General features: G+C 74.4%; 24 protein-coding genes and 2 tRNA genes. 12 read left to right on the top strand and 14 right to left on the bottom strand.

From position 1 onward, the window contains the following. Positions 1–193: 193 nt before the first annotated feature. Both leuD and leuC read right to left on the bottom strand, forming a co-directional pair. Positions 194–829, bottom strand: coding sequence for a 3-isopropylmalate dehydratase small subunit (gene leuD, locus ACTJIY_RS17485; protein WP_087469387.1), 636 nt, complete (start codon positions 827–829; stop codon positions 194–196). 58 nt (positions 830–887) lie between these two features. Then, positions 888–2369: a 3-isopropylmalate dehydratase large subunit gene (gene leuC / locus ACTJIY_RS17480; RefSeq protein WP_440673923.1), complete on the bottom strand. Its 1482-nt coding sequence runs from the start codon at positions 2367–2369 to the stop codon at positions 888–890. 160 nt (positions 2370–2529) lie between these two features. Here leuC and ACTJIY_RS17475 point away from each other — a divergent pair, with 160 nt between their 5' ends. From ACTJIY_RS17475 to ACTJIY_RS17465, 3 genes are all read left to right on the top strand, one after another. Beyond that, positions 2530–3249, top strand: coding sequence for an IclR family transcriptional regulator (locus ACTJIY_RS17475; protein ID WP_024840729.1), 720 nt, complete (start codon positions 2530–2532; stop codon positions 3247–3249). Positions 3250–3456: 207 nt separating this feature from the next. After that, on the top strand, positions 3457–3624 hold the full coding sequence (locus ACTJIY_RS17470) for a hypothetical protein (RefSeq protein ID WP_167550992.1): 168 nt from the start codon (positions 3457–3459) through the stop codon (positions 3622–3624). Between the two features lie 2 nt (positions 3625–3626). Further along, entirely contained in the window at positions 3627–4607 is a 981-nt protein-coding gene (locus ACTJIY_RS17465; protein WP_440673845.1) for a PH domain-containing protein, read from the top strand. Positions 4608–4805: 198 nt separating this feature from the next. Here the strand turns inward: ACTJIY_RS17465 and ACTJIY_RS17460 are convergent. Together ACTJIY_RS17460 and ACTJIY_RS17455 are read right to left on the bottom strand one after the other, a co-directional pair. Next, positions 4806–4878 (bottom strand) — tRNA-Glu (locus ACTJIY_RS17460). A 99-nt stretch (positions 4879–4977) separates the two neighbouring features. Next, a tRNA-Gln gene (locus ACTJIY_RS17455) sits at positions 4978–5049 on the bottom strand. A 200-nt stretch (positions 5050–5249) separates the two neighbouring features. Here ACTJIY_RS17455 and ACTJIY_RS17450 point away from each other — a divergent pair. Beyond that, complete coding sequence (locus tag ACTJIY_RS17450) at positions 5250–6026, top strand: class I SAM-dependent methyltransferase (RefSeq protein WP_253050532.1); 777 nt, start codon at positions 5250–5252, stop codon at positions 6024–6026. Beyond that, a complete protein-coding gene (locus tag ACTJIY_RS17445; protein WP_440673844.1) occupies positions 6023–6673 on the top strand; it encodes a hypothetical protein in 651 nt (216 codons plus the stop codon). The genes ACTJIY_RS17450 and ACTJIY_RS17445 overlap by 4 nt, the downstream gene beginning before the upstream one ends. Before the next feature lie 29 nt (positions 6674–6702). On the opposite strand, the gene ACTJIY_RS17440 is transcribed toward ACTJIY_RS17445, so the two are convergent. Then, a complete protein-coding gene (locus tag ACTJIY_RS17440; RefSeq protein ID WP_353708857.1) occupies positions 6703–7629 on the bottom strand; it encodes a LysR family transcriptional regulator in 927 nt (308 codons plus the stop codon). A 70-nt stretch (positions 7630–7699) separates the two neighbouring features. Between ACTJIY_RS17440 and ACTJIY_RS17435 the strand changes: the two genes are divergently transcribed. Further along, positions 7700–8878, top strand: coding sequence for a YeiH family protein (locus tag ACTJIY_RS17435; RefSeq protein WP_440673843.1), 1179 nt, complete (start codon positions 7700–7702; stop codon positions 8876–8878). 126 nt (positions 8879–9004) lie between these two features. Here the strand turns inward: ACTJIY_RS17435 and ACTJIY_RS17430 are convergent, their stop codons facing one another. The 4 genes from ACTJIY_RS17430 to ACTJIY_RS17415 all read right to left on the bottom strand — a co-directional run bounded on the left by ACTJIY_RS17430 (position 9005) and on the right by ACTJIY_RS17415 (position 13183). Then, complete coding sequence (locus ACTJIY_RS17430) at positions 9005–9805, bottom strand: HAD family hydrolase (RefSeq protein ID WP_440673842.1); 801 nt, start codon at positions 9803–9805, stop codon at positions 9005–9007. Then, complete coding sequence (gene gltX / locus ACTJIY_RS17425) at positions 9802–11304, bottom strand: glutamate--tRNA ligase (protein ID WP_440673841.1); 1503 nt, start codon at positions 11302–11304, stop codon at positions 9802–9804. Before gltX ends, ACTJIY_RS17430 begins: the two co-directional genes overlap by 4 nt. A gap of 146 nt (positions 11305–11450) precedes the next feature. After that, on the bottom strand, positions 11451–12233 hold the full coding sequence (locus ACTJIY_RS17420; RefSeq protein ID WP_439157231.1) for a fumarylacetoacetate hydrolase family protein: 783 nt from the start codon (positions 12231–12233) through the stop codon (positions 11451–11453). Between the two features lie 59 nt (positions 12234–12292). Beyond that, positions 12293–13183, bottom strand: a complete 891-nt coding sequence (locus ACTJIY_RS17415; protein ID WP_253050546.1) for a methyltransferase domain-containing protein — start codon at positions 13181–13183, stop codon at positions 12293–12295. A gap of 139 nt (positions 13184–13322) precedes the next feature. Between ACTJIY_RS17415 and ACTJIY_RS17410 the strand changes: the two genes are divergently transcribed. The 3 genes from ACTJIY_RS17410 (at position 13323) to ACTJIY_RS17400 (ending at position 16008) form a co-directional block, all read left to right on the top strand. Further along, positions 13323–14543, top strand: coding sequence for a heparan-alpha-glucosaminide N-acetyltransferase domain-containing protein (locus tag ACTJIY_RS17410; RefSeq protein WP_440673840.1), 1221 nt, complete (start codon positions 13323–13325; stop codon positions 14541–14543). A 9-nt stretch (positions 14544–14552) separates the two neighbouring features. Further along, positions 14553–15560 (top strand): aldo/keto reductase, encoded by a 1008-nt coding sequence (locus ACTJIY_RS17405; RefSeq protein WP_253050550.1) that lies wholly within the window; start codon positions 14553–14555, stop codon positions 15558–15560. Positions 15561–15627: 67 nt separating this feature from the next. After that, the gene (locus tag ACTJIY_RS17400; RefSeq protein WP_440673839.1) at positions 15628–16008 is read left to right on the top strand and encodes an MmcQ/YjbR family DNA-binding protein; all 381 of its coding nucleotides are present in this window, start codon (positions 15628–15630) and stop codon (positions 16006–16008) included. Positions 16009–16035: 27 nt separating this feature from the next. On the opposite strand, the gene ACTJIY_RS17395 is transcribed toward ACTJIY_RS17400, so the two are convergent. Further along, positions 16036–16968, bottom strand: coding sequence for a hypothetical protein (locus ACTJIY_RS17395; protein WP_440673838.1), 933 nt, complete (start codon positions 16966–16968; stop codon positions 16036–16038). A gap of 29 nt (positions 16969–16997) precedes the next feature. Continuing rightward, positions 16998–18050, bottom strand: coding sequence for a DUF4190 domain-containing protein (locus tag ACTJIY_RS17390; RefSeq protein WP_440673837.1), 1053 nt, complete (start codon positions 18048–18050; stop codon positions 16998–17000). Between the two features lie 206 nt (positions 18051–18256). On the opposite strand from ACTJIY_RS17390, the gene ACTJIY_RS17385 reads away from it, so the two are divergent. Then, a complete protein-coding gene (locus ACTJIY_RS17385; protein WP_440673836.1) occupies positions 18257–19300 on the top strand; it encodes a 3-methyladenine DNA glycosylase in 1044 nt (347 codons plus the stop codon). On the opposite strand, the gene ACTJIY_RS17380 is transcribed toward ACTJIY_RS17385, so the two are convergent. Beyond that, positions 19278–19748 (bottom strand): peptidoglycan-binding domain-containing protein, encoded by a 471-nt coding sequence (locus ACTJIY_RS17380; protein WP_353708851.1) that lies wholly within the window; start codon positions 19746–19748, stop codon positions 19278–19280. The two genes, ACTJIY_RS17385 and ACTJIY_RS17380, sit on opposite strands and share 23 nt — an antisense overlap. 128 nt (positions 19749–19876) lie before the next feature. On the opposite strand from ACTJIY_RS17380, the gene ACTJIY_RS17375 reads away from it, so the two are divergent. Together ACTJIY_RS17375 and ACTJIY_RS17370 are read left to right on the top strand one after the other, a co-directional pair. Further along, positions 19877–20686: an aminoglycoside 3'-phosphotransferase gene (locus tag ACTJIY_RS17375; RefSeq protein ID WP_440673835.1), complete on the top strand. Its 810-nt coding sequence runs from the start codon at positions 19877–19879 to the stop codon at positions 20684–20686. A gap of 42 nt (positions 20687–20728) precedes the next feature. After that, complete coding sequence (locus ACTJIY_RS17370; protein ID WP_440673834.1) at positions 20729–20905, top strand: hypothetical protein; 177 nt, start codon at positions 20729–20731, stop codon at positions 20903–20905. Positions 20906–20911: 6 nt separating this feature from the next. Here the strand turns inward: ACTJIY_RS17370 and ACTJIY_RS17365 are convergent, their stop codons facing one another. After that, positions 20912–21505 (bottom strand): YdeI/OmpD-associated family protein, encoded by a 594-nt coding sequence (locus ACTJIY_RS17365; RefSeq protein WP_440673833.1) that lies wholly within the window; start codon positions 21503–21505, stop codon positions 20912–20914. 154 nt (positions 21506–21659) lie between these two features. Beyond that, positions 21660–23795, bottom strand: coding sequence for an acid phosphatase (locus tag ACTJIY_RS17360; protein ID WP_440673832.1), 2136 nt, complete (start codon positions 23793–23795; stop codon positions 21660–21662). Positions 23796–23824: the final 29 nt, after the last annotated feature.

The following is a 23824-nucleotide window of genomic DNA, read 5'->3' as shown; positions in this document are numbered from 1 at the left end:
GGCGCCGACGGTGCGAGTCGCCGTCGTCCCCGATCAGTCCGCGCGACTGACGTGTCGGCGACACGACCACGGGCGGGCTCTGGGGTGGTGACGACGGGTCGTGGCGGGCCTGGCGGGAGCAGGGCGAGGGACGAGCCCTGCGGATGGTAGACCCGTCGTCACCACCCCAGAGCCCGCCCCCGAGCCAGGAAGGTCAGACCGGCCGAGCAGCCTCGATCTCGACCTTGGGCAACGTCTTCGCCGGCAGCGTCTTCGGGCGCCACGACGCGCGCGTCGCCTCGAACGCGGAGATCTCGTCCTCGTGCTGGAGCGTGAGGCCGATGTCGTCGAGGCCCTCCATGAGGCGCCAGCGCGTGTAGTCGTCGATCTGGAACGGCACGGTGACGTCCTGCGCGGACGCGGTGCGGTTGACGAGGTCCACGGTCACCTCGGTGCCGGGGTTGGTCTCGAGGATCTTCCAGAGGAGCTCGATGTCCTCCTGCGCGACGATGCCCGCGACAAGGCCCTGCTTGCCGGAGTTGCCGCGGAAGATGTCGGCGAAGCGCGACGCGAGCACGACGCGGAAGCCGTAGTCCTTGAGCGCCCACACGGCGTGCTCGCGCGAGGAGCCGGTACCGAAGTCGGGGCCGGCGACGAGCACGGAGCCCGCGCGGTAGGCGTCCTGGTTGAGGACGAACGTGGGGTCACCGCGCCAGGCGGCGAACAGCGCGTCCTCGAACCCCGTGCGCGTCACGCGCTTGAGGTAGACGGCGGGGATGATCTGGTCGGTGTCGACGTTGCTGCGGCGCAGCGGGACGCCGACGCCGGTGTGGGTCGTGAACTTCTCCATGGCAGGAACCTCTTCGAGTCTTCGGGGGCGACGAGTGGGCAGCAGCGCGGCGCGGGGCTCAGACCTGCACGAGGACGCGCGGGTCGAGCGGCGCGAGCGGCGTGCCGTCGAAGGACGTGATGTCGGTGCCCTCGGGCAGGTCGAGGTCGCTCAGCGAGGAGAGCGTCCCGCGCAGCGCGGTGGCGGCGGCGACGAGCGGCGACACGAGGTGCGTGCGGCCGCCCTTGCCCTGGCGCCCCTCGAAGTTGCGGTTCGACGTCGAGGCGGCGCGCTCGCCCGGCTGGAGCTGGTCGGGGTTCATGCCGAGGCACATCGAGCAGCCGGCGTTGCGCCACTCCGCGCCGAAGTCGAGGAAGATCTTGTCGAGGCCCTCGGCCTCGGCCTGGAGGCGCACGCGCGCGGAGGCCGGGACGACGAGGACGCGCACGCCGTCAGCCTTCTGCTTGCCCTGGACGACCTTCGCGACCGAGCGCAGGTCCTCGATGCGGCCGTTGGTGCACGATCCGATGAACACGGTGTCGACGGGGATCTCGCGCAGCGGCTGGCCGGGCGTGAGGCCCATGTACTCGATCGCGCGCTCGGCGGCGACGCGCTCGTTCTCGTCCGCGATCTCCTCGGGGACGGGCACGGTCGCGGAGATGGGCAGGCCCTGGCCAGGGTTGGTGCCCCAGGTGACGAAGGGCTCCAGGTCGGACGCGCGGAGCGTGACCTCGGTGTCGAAGACGGCGTCGTCGTCGGAGCGCAGCGTGCGCCAGTACTCGACGGCCGCGTCCCAGTCGGCGCCCTCGGGCGCGTGCGGGCGGCCCTTGAGGTACTCGAACGTCGTGTCGTCCGGGGCGATCATGCCGGCACGTGCGCCCGCCTCGATCGACATGTTGCAGATCGTCATCCGCGCCTCCATGGAGAGCTTGCGGATGGCCTCGCCGCGGTACTCCAGGACGTAGCCCTGGCCGCCGCCGGTGCCGATCTTGGCGATGATCGCGAGGACGATGTCCTTGCTCGTCGCGCCGGGCGGCAGCTCGCCGTCGACGTTGATCGCCATCGTCTTGAAGGGCGCGAGCGGGAGCGTCTGGGTCGCCAGCACGTGCTCGACCTCGGACGTGCCGATGCCGAACGCGAGCGCGCCGAACGCGCCGTGCGTCGAGGTGTGCGAGTCGCCGCACACGACCGTCAGACCCGGCATGGTGAGGCCGAGCTGCGGCCCGACCTGGTGCACGATGCCCTGGTCGGCGTCGCCGAGCGAGTGGATGCGGACGCCGAACTCGCGCGCGTTGTTGCGCAGCGTGTCGATCTGCGTGCGGCTCGTGAGGTCCGCGATCGGCAGGTCGATGTCGAGCGTCGGGGTGTTGTGGTCCTCGGTCGCGATCGTGAGGTCGGGACGGCGGACCGGGCGGCCCGCGAGGCGCAGCCCCTCGAACGCCTGGGGGCTGGTGACCTCGTGCACGAGGTGGAGGTCGATGTAGAGGAGGTCGGGCGACCCGTCGGTGCCTCGTCGCACCAGGTGCGCGTCCCAGACCTTCTCCGCCAGCGTGCCGGCCATGTAGCTCATCTCCTCGTCGTCTGTCACGGTGCTCCTGGGGGTCTGGAGAACCGTCTGGGTCGATCGTCCGTCGTCCGGCAGCCTGCCGGGGAGAACGTCCAGCGGGTGGAACATCTCCGCCGGACTTGCATCTCAGTGCGTGAGACGTCAATATCGACCTATGGACAATACTAGCGGAGTCGGAGTGCTGGACAAGGCGGCCTCCGTCCTGGGCGCCCTGGAGTCCGGACCAGCCACCCTCGCCCAGCTCGTCACGGCCACCGGCCTGGCTCGCCCGACCGCGCACCGCCTCGCGGTCGCGCTCGAGCACCACCGCATGGTGGCGCGCGACATGCAGGGCCGGTTCGTCCTCGGCCCGCGGCTCAACGAGCTCGCGACGGCCGCCGGCGAGGACCGCCTGCTCGCCGCCGCGAACCCCGTGCTCACCGCCCTGCGCGACCACACGGGCGAGAGCGCCCAGCTCTACCGCCGCCAGGGCGACCACCGCATCTGCGTCGCGGCCGCCGAGCGTCCGGTCGGCCTGCGCGACTCGATCCCGGTCGGCGCCACGCTCACGATGAACGCGGGCTCCGCGGCGCAGATCCTGCTCGCGTGGGAGGAGCCGGACCGCCTCCACCGCGGCCTGCGCGAGGCCGTCTTCACGGCCACGATCCTCTCGGGCGTCCGACGCCGTGGCTGGGCCCAGTCCGTCTCCGAGCGCGAGCTCGGCGTCGCCTCGGTCTCCGCTCCCGTGCGCGGGCCGTCCGGCCGCGTCGTCGCGGCGGTCTCCATCTCCGGTCCGGTCGAGCGCCTGAGCCGTCAGCCCGGCCGCCTGCACTCCGGCTCGGTCGTGGCCGCGGCGAACCGCCTCACCGAGGTGCTGCGTCGCGCGGGCGAGTAGCAGGGACGCGCCGAACCCGGGGACGCGGCCGGGTTCGCGACGGATCCGGCGATAGCCCCGGGTTCGGCGCGCCGCGGGCGGCAAACGGGACGTGCCCTGTCAAAATGTCACCGGCTGCTGCCATGCTGTGCGTGCCCCGGCGCCGGACGGTGCGGTGGCGGCAGGGGGCGCACCTGACCGTCCGAACCCGAGACACGAGGAGTCCCGATGCATCCCAAGGTGAAGATGACCCTGATCTGGGTGCTCGTGATCTTCGCCGTCTACGCGGTCATCAGGAGCCCCGACCGCGCCGCCGACATCGTCGAGGGCATCTGGGACGTCATCCTCGGTGCCTTCAGCTCCATCGGCCAGTTCTTCAACTCGCTCCTGGACTGACCGTGGCCCGCGGCCGTCCCCGGAGCCGGATCCTCGACCGCTACGTGCTCAGCGGCGAGCGGGTCGTGGTGGCCACGCGCCACCACTGGGGGATGCTGCTCGAGCCGGTCGTGACCACCGTCGCGGGCGCGTTCCTCGTCGCGTGGCTGGTCGTGCGCGCGGGGCCGGCCGTCGGCGACGGCGTGCTGTTCCTGTGGTGGCTGTGGCTGATCCTCGCCGGGCGCCTGGTGTGGAAGGTCTTCGAGTGGCGCAACGAGTGGTTCGTCGCCACCGACAAGCGCCTGCTCCTGCTGTACGGCCTCATCACGCACAAGGTCGCGATGATGCCGCTCACCAAGGTCACCGACATGAACTACGGGCGCTCGCCCGTCGGGCGCATCTTCGGCTACGGGCAGTTCCTCCTGGAGTCCGCCGGGCAGGACCAGGCGCTGCGCCAGATCGACTGGGTCTCTCACCCTGACGCGACGTACCGCCTCCTGTGCGACACGCTCTTCACGCCCGGGAGCCGCCCCGGCGCGGGACCGAGCGGCCCCGGAACGCCACAGGGCGGCACCCAGGGAGCCGCCCCGGCGTCGATCCCGCCGCCGGGCCCGCGCCCTCCCCAGCCGGCCGAGCCGGCGCCCGTCGAGCCCGCCCCGGCGTGGGACGGCCGCAGCCCGGCCCAGACCCTGCCGCCCGTCCCCGCGCCCCCACCCGCCGACCAGCACGTGGTCGTCGTCCCCGGGCGTGCGGCCGGCGAGTCGAGCGGGCCGACGCAGCCCATCCCGGTCGCGGGGCCGTCGGAGGCGGCTCAGGGCGCCGCGGGACGCAGGGACGGGTGGCTCGGCGGCGAGCACCCCGCGGAGCCTCATGACGACGAGCCCGGCTGGGCGGTCTCCGGGGAACACCGGGCGACCTACGTGCCGGTCATCCACCCGCGCCCCACGCCGACGCTGATCCCGAAGCCCTACGAGCCCGGCCCGGGTCGCGACGGCGCGCCCTGACGACACCTCGACGAGCTCACGAGCGCGGGCTGACGGTTCCGTCGTGCCCAGCACGGCGATCACGCGTCCCCACCGAGGGCCGCGACCTTCGTCACACGGCGCGCGCTAGCACCACGACACGTCGCGTCGAGCGCTGCTCACGCTTCTCCGAGCATGACAAAGGCCCGGTCACCGTGATGGTGACCGGGCCTTTCTCTGTACCCCCAACGGGATTTGAACCCGTGTTACCGCCGTGAGAGGGCGACGTCCTAGGCCGCTAGACGATGGGGGCCTGTGGATCCTCGTACCGTTTCCGGTCCGTTTCTCCGTCGAGAACTCTACCTCATGTTTCGCGCGGTCTTGACCACGCGATCCGAGCCGGAGCTCTTCGCTGGGGTACCAGGACTCGAACCTAGACTAAGTGAACCAGAATCACTCGTGCTGCCAATTACACCATACCCCAAGGGGGTAACCAGCCACCGTCGAGGAGCCGTTTCGACGAGTCGAGACTCGTCCCCTGGCTCCCTCCCGTGGAGGTCCCACCGGCCGAGAACATTACCGGACATGAGGACGCGGACCAAATGCGACCCGCACCGTGGAGGTCCGGCACGCACGGGCACCTCCGGGTCGACGCGCGGCGCCGCCGTCTGGCACCGTCGGGGCATGAGCACAGGAGACTCCCCCGATCCCGGCTCGCGTGCCGACCGCGCCGCGTCGTTCGAGCAGGGGGCCGCCCAGTACGCGTCCACGCGGCCCTCCTACCCGGACGAGGCGGTCGACTGGCTCCTGCCCGACGGCGCGCGGCGCGTCCTCGACCTCGCCGCGGGCACCGGGAAGCTCACCGAGCGGCTCGTCGCCCGCGGGCTGGACGTCGTCGCCGTCGAGCCCTCGGACGCGATGCGCGCGCGCCTCACGGAGTCCGTGCCGGACGCACGGGCGCTGCCCGGCTCGGCCGAGGCGATCCCGCTCCCCGACGCGAGCGTCGACGCCGTGCTCGTCGCGCAGGCCTGGCACTGGTTCTCCCCCGCCGCCCAGCCCGAGATCGCGCGCGTGCTGCGCCCCGGCGGGCGCCTCGGCATCGTGTGGAACGTGCGGGACAGCGCGGTCGACTGGGTCGGCCGGTTCACGGAGATCATCCACCGTGGCGACACCCTCGAGCGCAGCTACCGCGAGCCCGTCCTCGCCGAGCAGCTCTTCACCCCGCCCGACCACCGCACGGTGCCGTGGGCCGACCGTGTCCCGACGTCATCGCTCCGCCCGCTCGCCGCGTCGCGCAGCTACCTGCTGACGCTCCCCGACGCGCGCCGCGAGGAGCTGCTCGGCGAGATCGACGAGCTCGTCGCGACCCACCCGGACCTCGCGGGGCGCGACCGGGTGGACCTCCCGTACCTCGCCGAGTGCTGGCGGGCCGACGTGCTCGCCGCCCCGGGCAGCGCGTGAGCACGCGCCCGGGCCGCGCCGGCCACCGCGCCCCGGAGGCCGTCACCGGCGACGACGTCGGGACGGCGGCGCGCTGGCTCGCGGACCACCTCGTCCGGCACCCCGCCTCGGCGTTCGACGCGCAGGCCGGCCCGGTGCGGTGGTCGTGCTGGACGACGGCGGAGCACGTCGTGGACGACCTGCTCGCCTACGCCCTCCAGCTCGCCGCGCTCCCGCGCCTCGCGTACGTCCCGCTCGTCGGCCCGCGCGGGGAGGACGAGATCGCGCACGTCGACCGTGCGGCCGGGACTGCGGGCCTGGCCGAGGCGCTGCTCGGCGGCGGCGAGCTCCTCGCGACGCTCGCCGAGACCCGTCCGGCGGCAGCACGCGCCTATCACCCCTACGGGACCTCCGACGCCGCCGGGTTCGCGGCGATGGGGGTCGCCGAGGTCCTCGTGCACGGCCACGACGTCGTGCTCGGGCTCGCGGGCGAGCACGTGCCGTTCCCCGCGGGCCTGGCGCCGCGGGTCCTCGCACGCCTCTTCCCGGACGTCGACCCGGGAGCGGAGGAGGACCCCGACCTCCTGCTCCTGTGGGCGACCGGGCGCGGCGAGCTCCCCGGCAGGCCGCACCGCACGCGCTGGCGCTGGGACGCGTCGGTGCGCTGACGGACCTCGTCGCGCCCGCGGGGCCCGGGTCAGCCCGACGAGACGGCCGCCGCGGCGGCGATGCGGCGCGCGGCGGACGAGAGCGCGGTGCCGTCCTTCCACACCATGCGCAGGCGACGGTCGAGCTCGAGCCCCGGGACGGCGACCCGCACCAGTGCGCCGCGCGCGACGTCGTCAGCGACGGCGAGGCTCGACAGGACCGCGACGGCACCGCCGTGCTGCACGGCGGTCTTCAGCGCCGCCGTCGAGCCGAGGTAGGGCAGGTGGTCGGGCAGGCGCTCGCCGACCGCCGCGAGGCCGCGCTCGAGCGTCTCGCGCGTGCCCGACCCGCGCTCGCGCACGACGAGACCGCCCGTGAGCAGCTCGTCGACCCGCAGCGCGCTCCGCCGTGCCCACCGGTGCGCCGGCCCGACGACCACGACGAGCCGGTCGTGCGCGACGGTGCGGCTGCGCAGCCCGCGGCGCAGCGTCGCGCTCTCGACGAAGCCCAGCTCGACGGCGCCGTCGAGGACGAGGTCGGTCACCTCGCGCGAGTTGCGCACCACGAGCTCGACGTCCGGCGCTCCCCCGCCGGGGCCGGACCCCTCGAGCGCCAGGCGCGCGAGCCAGCGGGGAGCCAGGTACTCGGCGACCGTGAGGCTCGCCGCGACGCGGACCCGGGCGGCCGGGGCGTCGCGCAGCGCGGCGACCGACGTCTCGAAGCGGTCCGACGCCTCGATCACCTCGCGCGCCCACGCGGCGGTCGCGCGGCCCGTCTCCGTGAGCCGCGAGCCGCGCGTCGTGCGCTCGAGGAGCTCGAGCCCGAGGCGGCGCTCCAGCGCGCGCAGGCCTGCCGACGCCGTCGGCTGGGCGACCCCGAGCGCCCGCGCCGCAGCGCTGATCGAGCCGTGCGAGTCGGTCGCGACGAGCAGCTCGAGCGCGGAGAGCGAGGTCCGGTCGCGAGAGGTCTGGGCCATAGGACCACTCTATGGGTTGCGAGGCAGATCGCCCTTCCGCGGCCTCGCCGCACGCAGCAGGCTCGTGAGCATGGCACCTCCCGCACCCCGCACGGCCCGCACCGCACCACCTCCCGTCGCGACGGCGAGCGCGTCCCGCCGCGCCGCGGGCTCCCGTGCGCTGCTGCCCGGGCTCGTGCTGGTGGCCGGGGCGACGGTCCTCGTGCTGCTCGGGGCGCGGCTCGTCCCGACGATCTCCCCGCTCGTCGTCGCGCTCGTGCTCGGCGCGCTCGTCGCACCGGTCCTGGGCCGGGTGGGCAGGACCCGGCGTGGCGGAGCCACCGTCGCGGCGACCCGGCCCGGGGTCGCGTGGACGTCCCGCGTCGTCCTGCGCACCGGCGTCGTGCTGCTCGGCTTCCAGCTCTCGGTCCCCGAGGTCCTCGCGCTGGGCTGGCGCGGCCTCGTGGTCGTCACGACGACCCTCCTCGTCACCTTCACGGGGACGCTCGCCCTCGGTCGCGCGCTGCGGGTTCCGCGCGTCACCTCGCTGCTCGTCGCGACCGGGTTCTCGGTGTGCGGGGCCGCGGCGATCTCGGCGATGCAGGGCGTCGTCGCCGGTCCGGGACGCACCCCCGGGCAGGTCCGCGAGGACGACGACGGCGTCGCCGCGTCCCTCGCGCTCGTCACCGTCTACGGCACGCTCGCGATCGTCGCGCTGCCCTGGCTGGCGTCGGTGGTCGGGCTGAGCGACGACCAGGCCGGGCTGTGGATCGGCGCGAGCGTGCAGGAGGTCGCGCAGGTCGTCACGGCCGCCGGGACCATCTCGGACCCCGCGCTCGCGACCGCCACGGTCGCGAAGCTCGCGCGCGTCGCCCTCCTCGCCCCGCTCGTCACCGTCGCGGGCGTCGTCGTGGCCCGCGGGGCCCGACGCGCGGCCCTCGCCCGGGTCGGCTCCACCGGCGCCGTCCACGGCGACGCCTCGGGGACGACGGCGCACGCGACCCCACCGCGGGTCGCGCCGGTGCCGTGGTTCGTCGTCGGGTTCGTGGCCGCGGTGGCGCTGCGCAGCCTGGGCGTCGTGCCGGCACCCCTGCTCGCCGTGCTCGCGACCGCGACGACGCTCGCGTTCGTCGCCGCGATGTTCGCGCTCGGCCTGGGCGTGGACGTCCCGTACCTGCTGCGCACGGGGCGGCGCGCGCTCGTCCTGGGCGGGCTGTCGGCGCTCCTCGTCACGACGACGGCCCTCGTCGGCGTCCTGCTCCTCACCTGACGGGTCCCCGTCGGCGGAGGACCCTGGTCACGCGAGCGAGAACCGTGGTGGCGCGAGGTAGAGCCCTGGTCACGCGAGGTAGAGCCCTGGTCATTGACCAGGGCTCTACCTCGGCGGACCAGGGCTCTACCTCGGCGTGGGGGCCTCGGCGCGGGCGTGGACGGCGATGCCGAGGGTCGCGGGCAGGTCGGCCAGGGCGTGGACCACGTGCACGCCCGACGCGCGGGCCGACGTCGGGTCCTCCGGGTGCGGGCCGCCGCGGCGCGTGCCGGGTCGGTCGAGCCAGACCCCGACGAGGCCGGCCGCGCGCGCGGCGCGCGCGTCGATGTCGAGCTCGTCGCCCACGTACGCCGTGCGGGCCGGGTCGGTGCCGAGCCGACGGCACGCCTCGGCGAACACGCGCGGGTCGGGCTTGCCGAACCCGAGCGTGTCCACGCCGACGAGCAGCGGGACGTCGGGCAGGCCCGCGGCGGCGAGCTTGCGGGTCTGCAGCTCGACGCGCGCGTTCGACAGCGACCCGACCCGCACCCCGGCCGCGACGAGCGCGTCCACGACCGGTCGCGAGTCGTCGAACGCCGCCCAGGACGCCTCGAACGTGCCCCAGAAGAGGTCCTTCCAGTCCACGTACGCGGCGTCGTCGAGCAGCTCGCCGCCGAACGTCGCCTGGAGCTCGTTGGCCCGCGCCATGCGCTGCGCGTCGAAGTCGACCTCGCCGCGTGTGTACGCGCGGTAGTGCCCGTTCGGGTCGGCGCGCCACAGCGCGAGGACCTCGTCGTACCGGCTCTCGGGCAGGTGCGGGAGCCACACGCGCGACGCCGCGGCGATCGCCTCCGCGAACGCGGCACGCGTGTCGACGAGCGTGTCGTCGACGTCGAACAGGACGCCCTCGAGGGGCGCGGCGACCGCCGAGAGGTCGCGATCGGTCACAGTGCGTCCCGCAGGCGCACGAGGCGCTCCAAGGTCGAGCCCTTGCCGAGCAGCTCCATGGACTCGAACAGCGGCGGCGAGACGCGGCGGCCCGTGAGCGCGACGCGCAGCGGCGTGAACGCGAAACGCGGCTTGACGCCCATGCCCTCGACGATCGCGTCGCGCAGACGCTCCTCGATGGCCGCCGTGACGAACTCGCCGTCCTGCAGCACGTCGAGCGCGGCGATCGCGGCGGCGAGGATGTCCTTCGCGTCCTCGCGCAGGGCGCCGCGCGCGTCCTCCTCGACCGTGAGCGCGTCGTCGGCCGTGAAGAGGAAGCCGAGCATCCCGACCGACTCCCCGAGCAGCACCATGCGCTCCTGGACCAACGGCGCCGCCGCGGTGAGGATCTCCTGGTTGCGGGGCGACAGGTCGGCGAACGAGTCCGCCGGGACGAGCCCGCCCGCGTGCAGGTACGGGACGAGGCGGTCGCGGAAGTCCTCCGGCGCGAGCAGGCGCACGTGCGTCGCGTTGATCGCCTCGGCCTTCTTGAGGTCGAAGCGCGCCGGGTTGGGCAGCACGTCGTGGACGTCGAACGCCTCGACCAGCTCGGTGACGGTGAAGATGTCGTGGTCCGGCGAGATGGACCAGCCGAGCAGCGCGAGGTAGTTGAGCAGGCCCTCGGGCGTGAAGCCGCGCTCGCGGTGCAGGAACAGGTTGGACTCGGGGTCGCGCTTGGAGAGCTTCTTGTTGCCCTCGCCCATGACGTACGGCAGGTGGCCGAACTCCGGCATCACCTGCGCGACGCCGATCTCCAGCAGCGCCCGGTACAGCGCGATCTGGCGCGGCGTGGAGGACAGCAGGTCCTCGCCGCGCAGCACGTGCGTGATGCCCATGAGCGCGTCGTCGACCGGGTTGACGAGCGTGTAGAGCGGCTGGCCGTTGCCGCGCACGAGCGCGTAGTCCGGGACCGAGCCCGCCTTGAACGTGATCTCGCCGCGGACGAGGTCGGTGAACGTGATGTCCTCGTCGGGCATGCGCAGGCGCAGCACGGGCTCACGTCCCTCGGCGCGGAACGCGGCCTTCTGCTCGTCCGTGAGGGTGCGGTCGAAGTTGTCGTACCCCTTGGTCTTCACGCCTGCGGCGGCGTTGCGCGCGTCGGACTCCTCGGGGGTCGAGAACGACTCGTACACGTACCCGCCCTCGACGAGCCGCGCGATGACGTCCTGGTAGATGTCCGCGCGCTGCGACTGCCGGTACGGCTCGTGCGGGCCACCCACCTCGACGCCCTCGTCCCAGTCGAGCCCGAGCCAGCGCAGCGCGTCGAGGAGCTGCTGGTAGCTCTCCTCGCTGTCGCGCGCGGCGTCGGTGTCCTCGATGCGGAACACGAACGTGCCGCCCGTGTGCCGCGCGTAGGCCCAGTTGAACAGCGCGGTGCGGATGAGCCCGACGTGAGGCGTCCCGGTCGGGGACGGGCAGAAGCGGACGCGGACGGGCGAGGAACCAGGTGCGGGGATCACGGTGCCCAGCGTAGTTGCCCGACGCCGTGCGTCGCCCGGGCGTCCGGCGTCACCCGAGTCGTCGTCTCAGTCCGGCGCGGCGCACGGCACGACGGCGCCCCGGCCCCCTCCGCGCACGACCGTACGACCCGGGGCGCGTCCCAGGGTCAGTGGCGTCGGACGACCGGGTTGCTCAGGACGCCGATGCCCTCAACCTCGCACTCGACGCGGTCGCCCACGTCGACCAGGCCGACGCCGGCGGGCGTGCCGGTGAGGATGACGTCGCCGGGCAGGAGAGTCATCGCCTCGGAGATGTACGACACCAGGAAGGGGACGTCGAAGATCATGTCGCTCGTGCGGCCGTCCTGCTTCACCTCGCCGTTGACGCGGCTGCGCACGCCGACGTCCTCGGGGTTCAGGTCGGTGTCGATCCACGGGCCGAGCGGGCACGACGAGTCGAAGCCCTTCGCGCGCGCCCACTGTCCGTCGGTGCGCTGCGCGTCGCGCGCGGTGACGTCGTTCGCGACCGTGTAGCCGAGCACGTAGCCGGGCGCGGCCTCGGGCGAGACGTCCTTGGCGAGCCGGCCGATGACGACCGCGAGCTCGGCCTCGTAGGACACCTCCTGCGAGAAGTCGGGCAGGACGATCGGGTCGTCCGGGCCGACGACCGAGGTGTTCGGCTTGAGGAACAGCAGCGGGCTCGTCGGGACGTCGTTGCCCATCTCCCTCGCGTGGTCGGCGTAGTTACGGCCCACGGCGACGACCTTGGAGCGCGGGATCACCGGCGCCAGCAGCCGGACGCCGTCGCCCAGCTCGATGCGCTCGCCCGTCGGCGTGACCGGCATGTAGAGGGGGTCGCCCGTGAGGACCGCGAGGTACGTGCGATCCCCCTCCTGCTGGACGAGGGCGTAGCGGGGGTCGTCTCCGGTGGTGAATCTCGCGATGCGCACGGGCCCAGGCTATCCGGCCTGCGCCCGCGCGACCGCGCGGGACCGTGGCACGACCGTGCTCACGCGCGGGCGAGGACCTCGCCGTTGAGGACCGCGAACCAGCCCGCGGGCTCCTCGGCCCAGCGCAGCCAGTCCTGCGCGAGCTGTTCGAGCGCGACGTCGTCCGCGAGCGCCGACTCCTTCGCCTGCACCGCGAAGTTCGACGCGACGCAGCGCTCGGCCCAGAGCCCGCCCCACCAGGTGCGGTCGGCCGGGGTCGCGTAGCACCACGTGCTCGCGCTGGGCACGATGCCGTCGAGGTCGAACCCGGCGTCCTGCACCCAGGAGAACAGGCGACGGCCGGCGTCGGCCTCGAACCCGTACGCGTGCGTGACCTCGTGGTAGAGCGTGTTCCACTCGGTCAGGCCAGGGGACTCGGGGTACCAGGTCATGGCGGCGTAGTCGGCGTCGCGCACGGCGACGAGCCCGCCGGGCTTGGCGACGCGCTTCATCTCGCGCAGCGCGGCGATCGGGTCGGACAGGTGCTGGAGGAGCTGGTGCGCGTAGACGACGTCGAACGTGCCGTCGGCGAACGGCAGCTCGTACGCGTTCGCGTGCTGGAAGGTGATGTTCGCGGTGCCGCGCTGGGCGGCGAGCTCGCGCGCGCTCTCGAGGACGGCCTCGGACGCGTCGACCCCGACGACGCGTCCCCCGGCCACGCGGTCGGCGAGGTCGACGGTGACCGTCGCCGGGCCGCAGCCGACGTCGAGGACGCTCATGCCCGCGCGCAGGTGCGGCAGGAGGAACCCGGCCGAGTTCTCGGCGGTGCGCCACCGGTGCGAGCGCAGCACGGACTCGTGGTGCCCGTGCGTGTACGACTCGGACTCCTGCGCGGGGTCGCTCCCGGCCCCGGTGGGGGCGTCGGCGTGGTGCTCGGCGGCCGCGTCGGCGCCATGTGGGGTGTGCGTCATACCCGCACCGTAGGCCGGACGTGCATCGTTCTCGACCCCGTTCTCACACTCTGGGCGCGCGGTCCGCGCGGGGTCGCACCGCCGTCCGCTCCGGCGTGGCGGCCGGGTGGGAGCGCGCCCGCGCGCGGACAATCCCCCCATGACGGCCGCGACCGGCACGACTCCCGCCCCTGGCGAACCCGCTCGCCCCTCCCTCGGGTTCGCGCGGCGGCACGCCGCCCTCCTGCTCGGCGGGCCGGGTCGAGTGGCGGGGGTCGACGTCGCGCGCGGGATCGCGGTCCTCGGGATGTTCACCGCGCACGTCGGGTACACCTCCGACGACTTCGGCGAGGTGGCCGGCTGGCTCTCGCTGTCGCACGGGCGGTCGTCGATCCTCTTCGCGCTCGTCGCCGGGGTGTCGCTCGCGATCGTCTCGGGCGGGCGCACGCCGCTCGACGGGCTGCCCGCGCTGCAGACCCGGACGCGCATCCTCGTGCGCGCCGTGATGCTCCTCGGGCTCGTGGGCCTGCTGGACCTGCTCGGCACGCGCGTGCTGCTCATCCTCGGCTTCTACGCCGCGTACTTCGTGCTCGCGCTGCCGTTCCTGCGCTGGCGCCGCCGCGACCTGCTCGTGCTGGCCGGAGCGGTCGCGGTGGTCGGGCCGGTGCTCGCGTACTGGCTCCCCGAGGTGCTCGCGCGCGCCGGGCTGCACCTGCCCGACGACGGGTCGGGAGCGCTGACCGACTTCTTCGTGTCCGGGCACTACCCCGCGGTCGTGTGGATGGCGTACGTGCTGGTCGGGATCGCGATCGGACGCTCCGACCTGTCCTCGACCGCGACGCGCGTCGGGCTCGTGGGCGGCGGGCTGCTCGCCCTGGGCATCGGGTACGGGCTCTCGGCGACGATGACCGGCCCCCTCGGCGGGGCACAGGCCATCGAGGACGCCGCCGCGGCGTGGTCGAGCACGTTCCGACCGGAGCCGCTGGACTGGTCCGACCCGTGGCCGACGAGCGCGTACCTGTGGCTCGCCGGCCCGCACACCGACACCCTGCCGGAGGTCGTGGGCTCGGGCGGGTTCGCCGTCGCGGTGCTGGGCCTGTGCCTGTTCGCGGGCCGGGTCGGGCGCTGGGTCCTGGCGCCCGTCGCGGCGGTCGGCGCGATGGCGCTCACGGTCTACTCGGCCCAGATCGTCGTGCTGTGGGCGTGGGGCGACGCGGCCTACGAGCAGACGACGAACGGTCCCCTCCTCGCCCTCGTGCTCGCCACGCTCGCGGTCGCGACCCTGTGGCGCTGGGCGCTCGGGCGGGGGCCGCTCGAACGGCTCGTCGCGGCCGTCGCGGCGCGCGCGTCCGCGGTCACGACCGCCCGCGGCGCGTCGTAGGGTCGCCGCATGACGACTGCGAACGACGGAACCGCTCCCCGCCCCGCCCTGCGCCGCCTCGGCCGGTCCGGCCTGGCCGTCTCCGCCGTCGGGCTGGGCTGCAACAACTTCGGCCGCCCGCAGACGGCGACCGAGACGCTCGACGGGACGCGCGCCGTCGTCGACGCCGCGCTCGACGCCGGGGTGACGTTCTTCGACACGGCCGACACGTACGGGGGCCGCCCCGGGCTGAGCGAGGAGCTGCTCGGCCAGGCGCTCGGGTCGCGCCGCGACGACGTCGTGGTCGCGACGAAGTTCGGCATGTCCATGCGCGGCACGGCGGGCGACGACTTCGACGCCCGCGGGTCGCGGCGCTACGTCGTGCGCGCCGTGGAGGACTCGCTGCGCCGCCTGGGCACCGACCGGATCGACCTCTACCAGTTCCACACGCCCGACCCGCGCACCCCGATCGAGGAGACGCTCGCGGCGCTCGACGACCTCGTGCGCGCGGGCAAGGTGCTCTACGTCGGGCACTCCAACCGGGCCGGATGGCAGATCGCGGAGGCGGAGTTCACCGCGCGCAGCGCCGGGACCGTGCGCTTCGTGTCCGCGCAGAACCAGTACAACCTCGTCGACCGCGCGGCCGAGCTCGAGGTGCTGCCCGCCGCGGCCGCGTACGGGCTCGGGGTGCTCCCCTACTTCCCGCTCGCGAACGGCCTGCTCACGGGCAAGTACGCGCACGGCGCGCGGCCCGACGACGGCCGCCTCGTCCGGACCAAGCCGCACCTCCTCGAGTCGGCGCCCTGGGAGGCGCTCGCGCGCCTCGGCGCGTTCTGCCAGGTGCGCGGCATCACCGAGGTCCAGGTCGCGTTCGGGTGGCTCCTGTCGCGCCCGCAGGTGTCGAGCGTCATCGCCGGCGCGACGAAGCCCGAGCAGGTGCGGCAGAACGCCGCGGCCGGGGCCTGGGCACCCACGGCCGAGGACCTGGCCGAGCTCGACGAGATCTTCCCGCCGCTCGGGAAGGTCGCGCCCTACTGACGCACCCCGGCCCGGCCGGGCCGCCGACCCTCTGGTCCGTCGTCGACCAGCGGCCTACCGTGGAGGCATGGCCTCGTGGGAGGACGTCGCGCGGATCGTGGCGGTGCTGCCGGACACGGACCTCAAGGGTCCGCGCCAGTGGACCGTGCACGGCAAGCTGTTCGTCTGGGAGCGGCCGCTGCGCACGAGGGACCTCGACGAGCTCGGCGACGCCGCGCCCGCCGATCCGCCCGTCGCGTTCCGCGTCGCCGACGAGGGCGAGAAGGCAGCGCTGCTCGGCGACGACCCCGCCGTCTTCCTCACGACGAGCCACTTCGACGGGTACCCGATCGTCCTCGCGCGGCTCGACCAGGTCGCCGTGCCGGAGCTCGAGGAGCTGCTGCAGGACGCCTGGCTCGCGCGCGCCCCGAAGCGCCTCGCGCAGGAGTACCTCGACCGCACGGAGTGACGCACGGCGCACCGACCCGCGCGCGGGTCACCAGGAGAACACGGCCACCGCGTAGTTCGCCCAGGTCGGTTCGACCCCGACGACGACGTCCTCCGGGTCGTACACGTTGTAGACGAGGTCCCACTCGGCGCTCGTCCCCCGGGCGATCGTGTCCGGCTCGTCGAGCAGGACCTCGGGCGCGTAGTCGTAGACCGTGCGAGCGACGAGGCCGCCCGACACGGGCTGCAGCTCGAGCCCGTCCGGGTCGATCTCCTGCCCGGTGCCGTTGGTGACCCGCACGCGGACGCGGACCGCGTGCGGGTAGTCGTCCTCCCGCTTGGTGGCGTCCTCGGTCGGGGTGTACGGCTGCGGGGCGGACACCGCGACCACCAGTCCGTCCGCGTAGCGCACCGACTCCCCGTACCAGACCCGGTCCGAGGCAGCGCCGATCTCGGGCCCCTCGTCATAGCCGCCGCCGAACGGGTACCCGCGCAGCGAGCTGCCAGGACCGTAACCCGGACCGCCGGCCGTCATGACGTCGACCGTCACCCACGCGGTGAGCACCACGGTGCCCGCCAGGAGCGCGACGAGCGCGCGCGTCGCGCCCACCACGCCGCGCGCGCCGCGCCGCCACACGACCGCGCCCACCGCGACCACCGCGGCACCCGCGACCGCGTAGAGGCCCCCGACGTGCGCCCAGCCGCGCCGCGCCGTCACCGCCTCGGTGGCGAGCACGGCGACGACGAGGAGGACGCCGCACGTCGCCGCCACGAGCGCGGCCGTCGTCCACGACCAGCGCCTGCGGGGCCGCGCCGCCGTGGCCGCCCCTGCCGGGCGGCTCTCGCCCGACGCGGGTGACGCCTGCGGGTCTTCGGGGTCGGGCGACGCACCGACCTCGACGGGCTCCCGCGCGGTACCGGGCGCCGTTCCCCAGGCGGGCTCGCGCGAGCTCGCACCCGGCGAGGTCGTGGGGTCCTTCACGCTCGGTCCTCCGCTCCGTGCAGCAGCGGTCAGTACGCGCTCGCCTGCGTGACCTCGAACGTGGCCGTCTTCATGGCCTCGAGGTTCTCGGCGTCGATGACGTCGAAAATCTCGACGGTCTCCGAGGCGCCCGGCTCCAGGGTCTCGGAGTAGGCCCAGTCGCTCTCGATCACCGTGCCGTCGGCGGCGACCGCGTCGACGTCGATGTCGAACGTGAGGGGCTCGTCGGACGTGTTGGTGAACGTCACCGGCAGCGCGGACTCGACCCAGCCGTACTCGTCGGCCGTGCCCTCGAAGGTTCCGAACTCGACGCCGAGGTCGTTGGCGAGGACGTCCTCCGTCGCCTCGCCGAACGCCCGGTCGGAGTCCTCCTGGATCTCGGACAGCGTCTGCTCGTACTGCGTCGAGGCCTCGTTCGCCGCGACGACGAAGACCACCCACATGAGGATCGTCGCGAGGACGGACAGCACGCCGAGGACGATCGCCGTGATCGAGAAGCCCTTGCCCGACCTGCCCTGCTTCACCTGGGACAGCCCGACGAACCCGAGCACGACGCCCGTGATGCCGAGCAGCGCGGCGAAGATGTTGACGAACGGGATCCAGCTCCCGAGGAAGCCCAGGATCGCGAGGACGAACCCGACGATCGCGATCGTGCTCGTCGACGGGGCGGGCGCGGTGTACGCCGAGTAGCCGTTCCCGTAGGGGCTGCCGTACGGCTGCTGCCCCGGGTCGCCGTAGGGCTGGCCGTACGCCTGCTGCGCGGGGTCCGGGTACGGCTGCGGGTACGGCTGCTGCGCGGCGTCGCCGTACGGCTGGCCGTACCCGGTCGGCTGGCCGTACGCCTGCTGCTGGTCCGCGCCGTACGCGGGCGCCTGGCCCGCACCGTAGGGAGCCTGCTCGGGCGCCGCGCCGTAGCCCGGGGCGGCGTACGCGTCGTCCGCCGAGCCGTACGGCTGCGTCGGCGCCTCGCCCTGCGGCGCCCAGGCGTCGTGCGACGGCGCCTGCTGCGCGGGGTCCGCGCCGTGCGGGCGGTAGGGGTCGAACTGGTACGGGTCCTGCGGTGCCGTGGGCGGCTGCGACATGGTGCTCCTCCGCGGCCTCGCCGCGCGTATCGGTCGTTCGGGTGGCGGGTCGACGGTGGTCGGCCCCGCGGACGCGCCGGGTCTTCACAGCACGTTCACGAGCATTCTTCCCGGTCCTGCCCACATCGGGAAAATGCCCGCCCGGGTGAAACGCGTCTCGTCGGCGGGCCCGTCGGCGACCCCCGGCGCTCTCGTACCCTGGAACCGTGCCCCCGACCGCCACCGCGACCGCCTCGACGACCCCCGTCGCCGGACCCGTCGTGCTCGCGGCCGAGGACTGGACGGCGCGCGAGCGCGCCCACGCGGAGCGCGCCGACGCGTTCACCGCGGGGTGGCGGGAGCGCAAGGCGCTCGGCGAGAAGCACGCGATCGAGGACTTCCTCTTCACGTACTACCCCACGCGCCCGGCGCAGCTCCGCCGCTGGCACCCGGGCCCCGGCGTCGTGCTCGCCCGGCCGACGGGCCACGTACGCGCCCCCGAGACCGCACCCCGGCCCGACGACGAGCCCGCCGACCCGTACGCGGCGCGCGCCGCGTGGCGGTGGTACCGCGAGACGCCGGAGGGCCTGACGCTCGACGCCGACGCGTTCGTCGCCGACCGCGGCGACACCGTGCGCTACCTGCGCGCCCTGCTCGCCGCCACCGCCTCGCGGCCCGGCCGGTTCGGGTGCTTCGGGCTGCACGAGTGGGCGATGGTCTACCGCGACCGGGCCACCGGCCGCGACCACCGCCACCCGCTCCCGCTCCGCCTCGGGCACGCCGGCACCGACCGCGTCGTCGAGTCCCACCCGGTGCAGTGCTCGCACTTCGACGCGTTCCGCTTCTTCACGCCCGAGGCCGGCCCGCTCAACCGCCTGCAGCCGACGCGCGAGACCCAGCCCGCCCTGGAGCAGCCCGGGTGCCTCCACGCGACCATGGACCTCTACAAGTGGGCCCTCAAGCTCACCCCCGCCGTCCCCGGCGACCTCGTGCTCGACTGCTTCGAGCTCGCGCGCGACGTCCGCGTCGTCGACATGCAGGCGTCGCCCTACGACGTGTCGTCGTACGGGCTCGATCCCGTCGCGATCGAGACGCCCGAGGGCAAGGCCGAGTACGTGCGCCTCCAGCGCGAGTTCGCCGAGCGCGGTGCGGTGCTGCGCGAGCGCCTGCTCGCCGCGTGCGAGGCGCTCCTCGACCGTGCCCAGCCCGAGCCCGAGCCCGAGCCCGAGCCCGCACCGGCGCCCGAGGTCAGTGCGACAGCATCCCGCTGACGAGGCAGCGCCAGGTCACGGGCCCGACGACGCCGTCGACGGCGACCTCCGGGAAGCCCGCGTGCAGCGCGTCCTGAAACCCGCGCACCCACGCCTCGGTGCGGGGGCCGAGCTGCCCGTCGATGGTGAGCACCGGGTCGGGTCCGCCGGACAGGTCGCGCGCGACGGCCTCGCGCTGTACCGCGCGCACGGCCTCGCCGACGCTCCCCCGGCGCACCACCACGACGAGCGCCGCCCACGTCGCCGAGCCCGCGACGCCGTCGACGTCGAGGCCGGCCACGTCCTGGAAGGCGCGGACGGCGCCCTCGGTGCGCGGCCCGAGCAGCCCGTCGACCGCGAGCTCGTGCCCGCGGTGGCGCAGCAGGTGCTGGAGCGTCTGGACCGGGTGCCCGTTCGCGCCGCGGCGCACGCGGGGCCAGGTCGGCAGTGTCGTGAGGACGGTCGTCATCGTCGTTCCCTCCGTCGTCGCAGGACCGGCAGGGTGCTCCCGCCGTCGGGGTCCCGCGCCCCCGTCCGGAGGGAGGGCGGCGGCCCGGCTCCTGATGCGTCGGCCGGCGTCGTGCGAGGATCGCGCGCATGACCCGCCCCCCGCTCGCCGCCGTCCCGACCGGCCACGTCGTCGTGCCCGACGCCGTCCGCGCGCTCGCGGGCGACGACGTCCTCACTCCCGTGTGGCGCAACGAGCTCGGCGGCCTGACCTTCCGGCTCGACGGTGCCGAGGGCGCCCGGTTCGCCAAGTGGGTCGCCGCCGGGACGCCCGAGATCGACCTCCCGGGCGAGGCGGAGCGTCTCGCCTGGGTCGGCGACCGCGCCCCGGTCCCGCGCGTCCTCGCCCAGGGCTCCGACGACGACGGCGCCTGGCTCGTCACGCGCGCCGTCCCGGGACGGTCGGCGGTCGAGCCGCACTGGGTCGCGGACCCGGCGACCGCCGCGGTCGCGATCGGGCGGGGGCTGCGCGCGCTGCACGACGCGCTGCCCGTCGCCTCGTGCCCGTTCACGTGGGCCGTCGAGGACCGCGTGGCGAACGCCGACGCGCGCCTGGCCCGCGGAGACGGCCCGGACGGGTGGTTCCCGGAGCACCGCGGCCTGGGCGTCGCGGCAGCACGTGCCCTGCTCGGAGCGGCCCCGGCCGTCGACCGTCTCGTCGTGTGCCACGGCGACGCGTGCGTGCCGAACACGCTCCTGCACGACGACGGCTCGTTCACCGCGCACGTCGACCTCGGCTCGCTCGGGGTCGCGGACCGCTGGGCCGACCTCGCCGTCGCGGCCTGGAGCACGGAGTGGAACTACGGACCCGGGTACGACGGCCACGTCTACGCGGGCTACGGCGTCGACCCGGACCCCGAGCGCATCGCCTGCTACCGGCTGCTCTGGGACCTCTCCTGACGACCCCGACCCCACCGCGAGGGTCTGGCGCAGGAGCTCACCATGGTCCGAGAGCCGGGCCCCCTCCTCCAGGACACGTCGGTGGTCGAGGTCCCCGAGGGATCGCGGTTCGCCGACCGGAGCTTCACGCCGGAGGACGGCTACGGCACCCTCGTGCTCCTCGTCGAGGGCCCCGACCTCACCACGGCGCACGTGGGGGTGTCGAGCTTCCCGAGCTGACGGGCGTCAGCGGCGCGGCTGGTGCGCCGCGACGCCCTGCTCGGCCTGCTCGGCGGTCTCCGCGATCCGGCGCGCACGGGTCTCCGGTCGCTTCGCCTCGACGATCCAGCCGAGGATCGAGCGTCGGACGCCCGGCGTGAACGTGTCGAAGCGCTCGCGGGCACCGGGTCGCTCGGCGAGCGCCGCGGCGAGGTCGTCGGGCACCACGAGGGCCTCGGCGTCGTCGTGCCGCGTCCACGACCCGTCGGCCTTCGCCGCCTCCACGACGGCGCGGCCGGCGTCGGTCATGCGCCCGTCCGCCTCGACGCGCGCGACGCGCTCCTTGCTGAGCCGGGTCCAGCGGCTGCCGCGCCGGCGGCGCGTGAACCAGAGCGCGTGCTGGTCCGCGTCGACCGTCGCGGCCTGGCCGTCGATCCAGCCGTAGGACAGCGCCTCCTCGATCCACGGCTCGTACCCGTAGGTCGCGCGACCGCTCTCGCGGCGCCAGGTGAGCAGCCACACCCCCGGCTCCGGGTCGTCGTGGTGCGCGGCGAGCCACGCGCGCCACTCCTGCGGCGTCTCCGCGTGCGTCGCCGGCTTGCCCTGGTACTCCTCGGTCACTGCGCCTCCGTCGTCGGTGGGGGCACCAGCGTGCCCGAGACGTCGACGGGACGCCAGGCAGCTTGTCGACCGGGAGACCTGGTCCGGAGGCGCCCGGGACGTGACCCGGGAGGCTTGTCCCGCTGTGTCGCAGGCTGCCTCCCGGGTCGGTGCGTCAGCCGCAGGCCGGGACGACGACGTCCCGCGTGACCGCCTGGGTCGTGCCGCCCGGGCCGGTCGCCGTGACGGTCACGGGCACGTCCGCCCCCGTCTCCATGTCCCGCACCGCGAACGACTGGTACGCGTTCGCGCCGGCGGCCACCGCGGCGAAGGTCCTCTCCCCCGCGCCGGTCACGAGCGCGACGGCGAGCACGCCGTCGGACACGTTGCGGGCGCGGACCGCGACGTAGGGCGCGCCGGCGAGGCAGCGCGCGGACGTCTCGACGTCGACGAGCGGCGCCGTCGGCTCGCCGACGACCTCGCCGTCCACGGTGAGCGTGCCGTCGGCGTTCACGACGACGTCCGCCGCCATGGCGGACGCGAGGTCGAGGCGCTGCCACTCGGCCTCGCCCGCGACGTCGAGCGCGTAGCCCGAGTCGAGCGCGGTCGCGGCGAGCACGAGGCGGCGCTGGTCGCCCGTGAGGTCGGGGAACGCCGTGCGCAGCAGGTCCTCGGCGCCGGCGGGCACCTGGACCTCCCGGCCCGCCTCCCCGACGCGCGGGAACCCGTACGTGAGGCGCTGGTCGTAGACCGCGAGCGCCTGGTCCGTGGGGAGGTAGGGCACCTGGTCCTGCGCGCACACCGCGATCTCGTCGCCGCACGCTCGCTCCAGCACGGTGACGAGCTCGGTCCGGGCCTGCTCGAGGAGCACGCGGAACGCGGGGTCGGACCACCGGAGCTGCGCGATGTTCTGCCCGGTCATGCGGCCGCCCATGACGTCGAGCGGGTAGTGGAAGCCGGTGACCAGGCGGTTGTCGCCGTACTCGGACGCCCGCGCGAGGATCTGCGGCGCGAGCTCCGGCAGGAGCGTGGCGAGCACGGTGCCCTGCGCGTAGCCGTGGTTGGTGTGCCCGCTGGGGAACGAGCCGTTGTTGCGCAGCCCCTCGTAGCTGCCGGAGGACTCGAACGCGTTGACGTGACCGCCGGCGGACGTGAAGCCGAGGCGGACGAACGGGCGCTTGTAGTCGTACGCGGCCTTGGCGGGCTCGTGGTTGCCGACCGACTTCTCGACGCGCCCGGACAGCAGGGCCTTCGTCTTGGGGAGCCGGCCGTCGGCGAGCGCGTCGCGGTAGATCGGCCCGAGCTCGCTGCCGAGCGCGTCCGCCATGGTCTCGTAGGCGGAGCCCCGCCCGTCGGTCAGGGCACGCTGCACCTGCAGGTCCCCGGCGACGTAGGCGTTGTTGCGCGCGAGCGAGCCGAGGTCGTTGGCGCTCGTGGGCTGGCCGGGCTCGTTGGGCGAGAGGATCTCCGGGTGGTTCGCGCGCAGGTCGGCGAACCCGCGCAGCATCCAGGTGAACCAGTCCTGCCCGGTCGGGGCCGACGGCGTCGCGTCGGACGCGTAGGTCCGGTCGAGGACGTCCTGCGGGAACGGCATCGACGGGTCGTCGGTCGTGGAGAGCGCGAGGGAGAAGAAGACGTCCGAGCTCGTCGCGTTGCACTGGTGGATCTCCACCGCGATCGTGTTCTCGCCCGGGACGAGCACGTCGGCGGGGACGACGAGCGTCTCGCGCAGCGGCGCGGTCGCGCCGGCCTTGTCCTGGTACTGCAGGTTTCGGGTGATCATCGAGTCGCCCCACCCGGCGACGCGCTCGCCGTTGACGTACACGGTGGCGGAGTCGTCGTAGACGAGCGTCCCGCGCAGGCCGGTGATCTCGTCGAGCGTCGCCTCGTCGAGGGTCACGGTCGTGCGGAAGAAGTAGGCGGGCACGACGACCTTGGGCGTCTGCGTGATCCAGTAGTCGAGCAGGGTCGTGATGGTGTGGCCGCCGCCGATGCCGCTCGCGGTCCCGTTGACCGCGCCGAAGCCCGGCCGGCCGGTCTTCCACGCCGCGTCGTCGAACGCCGGGTCGGCCCACACGGTCCGGTCCGCGTTCCCCGCAGCGGGGTCGGTGTTGTCGTCCAGGTAGCGCCAGGTCGTGCCGGCGCCGACCACCTCGGTCGGCGTGAATCCCTCGGCGGCGCGCGCTGCGGGCGCCTGGAGCGCCGCGGCGAGCACGAGCGCGAGCGTCGTCAGCGCTGCCAGCAGGGCGAGCGGCGCGGTGGTCCGGCGGTCGCGGGCTCGCGGGGCCGGGTACGTCGTCGTACCGGTCATGGGTCGTCCCTCTCGTCGATGTCGGTGTC

The organism is Cellulosimicrobium sp. 22598 (assembly GCF_052044445.1).
In the GTDB taxonomy this organism is placed as follows: Bacteria; Actinomycetota; Actinomycetes; order Actinomycetales; family Cellulomonadaceae; genus Cellulosimicrobium; species Cellulosimicrobium cellulans_G.
Note: the sequence above shows the minus strand (reverse complement) of the source record. Positions and strands in the feature narration are given on the sequence as shown.

Coding starts and splice junctions, on each gene's coding strand:
- leuD (WP_087469387.1), bottom strand. CDS start 829: ATGGAGAAGTTCACGACCCACACCGGCGTCGGCGTCCCGCTGCGCCGC.
- leuC (WP_440673923.1), bottom strand. CDS start 2,369: ATGGCCGGCACGCTGGCGGAGAAGGTCTGGGACGCGCACCTGGTGCGA.
- ACTJIY_RS17475 (WP_024840729.1), top strand. CDS start 2,530: ATGGACAATACTAGCGGAGTCGGAGTGCTGGACAAGGCGGCCTCCGTC.
- ACTJIY_RS17470 (WP_167550992.1), top strand. CDS start 3,457: ATGCATCCCAAGGTGAAGATGACCCTGATCTGGGTGCTCGTGATCTTC.
- ACTJIY_RS17450 (WP_253050532.1), top strand. CDS start 5,250: ATGAGCACAGGAGACTCCCCCGATCCCGGCTCGCGTGCCGACCGCGCC.
- ACTJIY_RS17440 (WP_353708857.1), bottom strand. CDS start 7,629: ATGGCCCAGACCTCTCGCGACCGGACCTCGCTCTCCGCGCTCGAGCTG.
- ACTJIY_RS17435 (WP_440673843.1), top strand. CDS start 7,700: ATGGCACCTCCCGCACCCCGCACGGCCCGCACCGCACCACCTCCCGTC.
- ACTJIY_RS17415 (WP_253050546.1), bottom strand. CDS start 13,183: ATGACGCACACCCCACATGGCGCCGACGCGGCCGCCGAGCACCACGCC.
- ACTJIY_RS17410 (WP_440673840.1), top strand. CDS start 13,323: ATGACGGCCGCGACCGGCACGACTCCCGCCCCTGGCGAACCCGCTCGC.
- ACTJIY_RS17405 (WP_253050550.1), top strand. CDS start 14,553: ATGACGACTGCGAACGACGGAACCGCTCCCCGCCCCGCCCTGCGCCGC.
- ACTJIY_RS17400 (WP_440673839.1), top strand. CDS start 15,628: ATGGCCTCGTGGGAGGACGTCGCGCGGATCGTGGCGGTGCTGCCGGAC.
- ACTJIY_RS17390 (WP_440673837.1), bottom strand. CDS start 18,050: ATGTCGCAGCCGCCCACGGCACCGCAGGACCCGTACCAGTTCGACCCC.
- ACTJIY_RS17380 (WP_353708851.1), bottom strand. CDS start 19,748: ATGACGACCGTCCTCACGACACTGCCGACCTGGCCCCGCGTGCGCCGC.
- ACTJIY_RS17375 (WP_440673835.1), top strand. CDS start 19,877: ATGACCCGCCCCCCGCTCGCCGCCGTCCCGACCGGCCACGTCGTCGTG.
- ACTJIY_RS17370 (WP_440673834.1), top strand. CDS start 20,729: ATGGTCCGAGAGCCGGGCCCCCTCCTCCAGGACACGTCGGTGGTCGAG.
- ACTJIY_RS17360 (WP_440673832.1), bottom strand. CDS start 23,795: ATGACCGGTACGACGACGTACCCGGCCCCGCGAGCCCGCGACCGCCGG.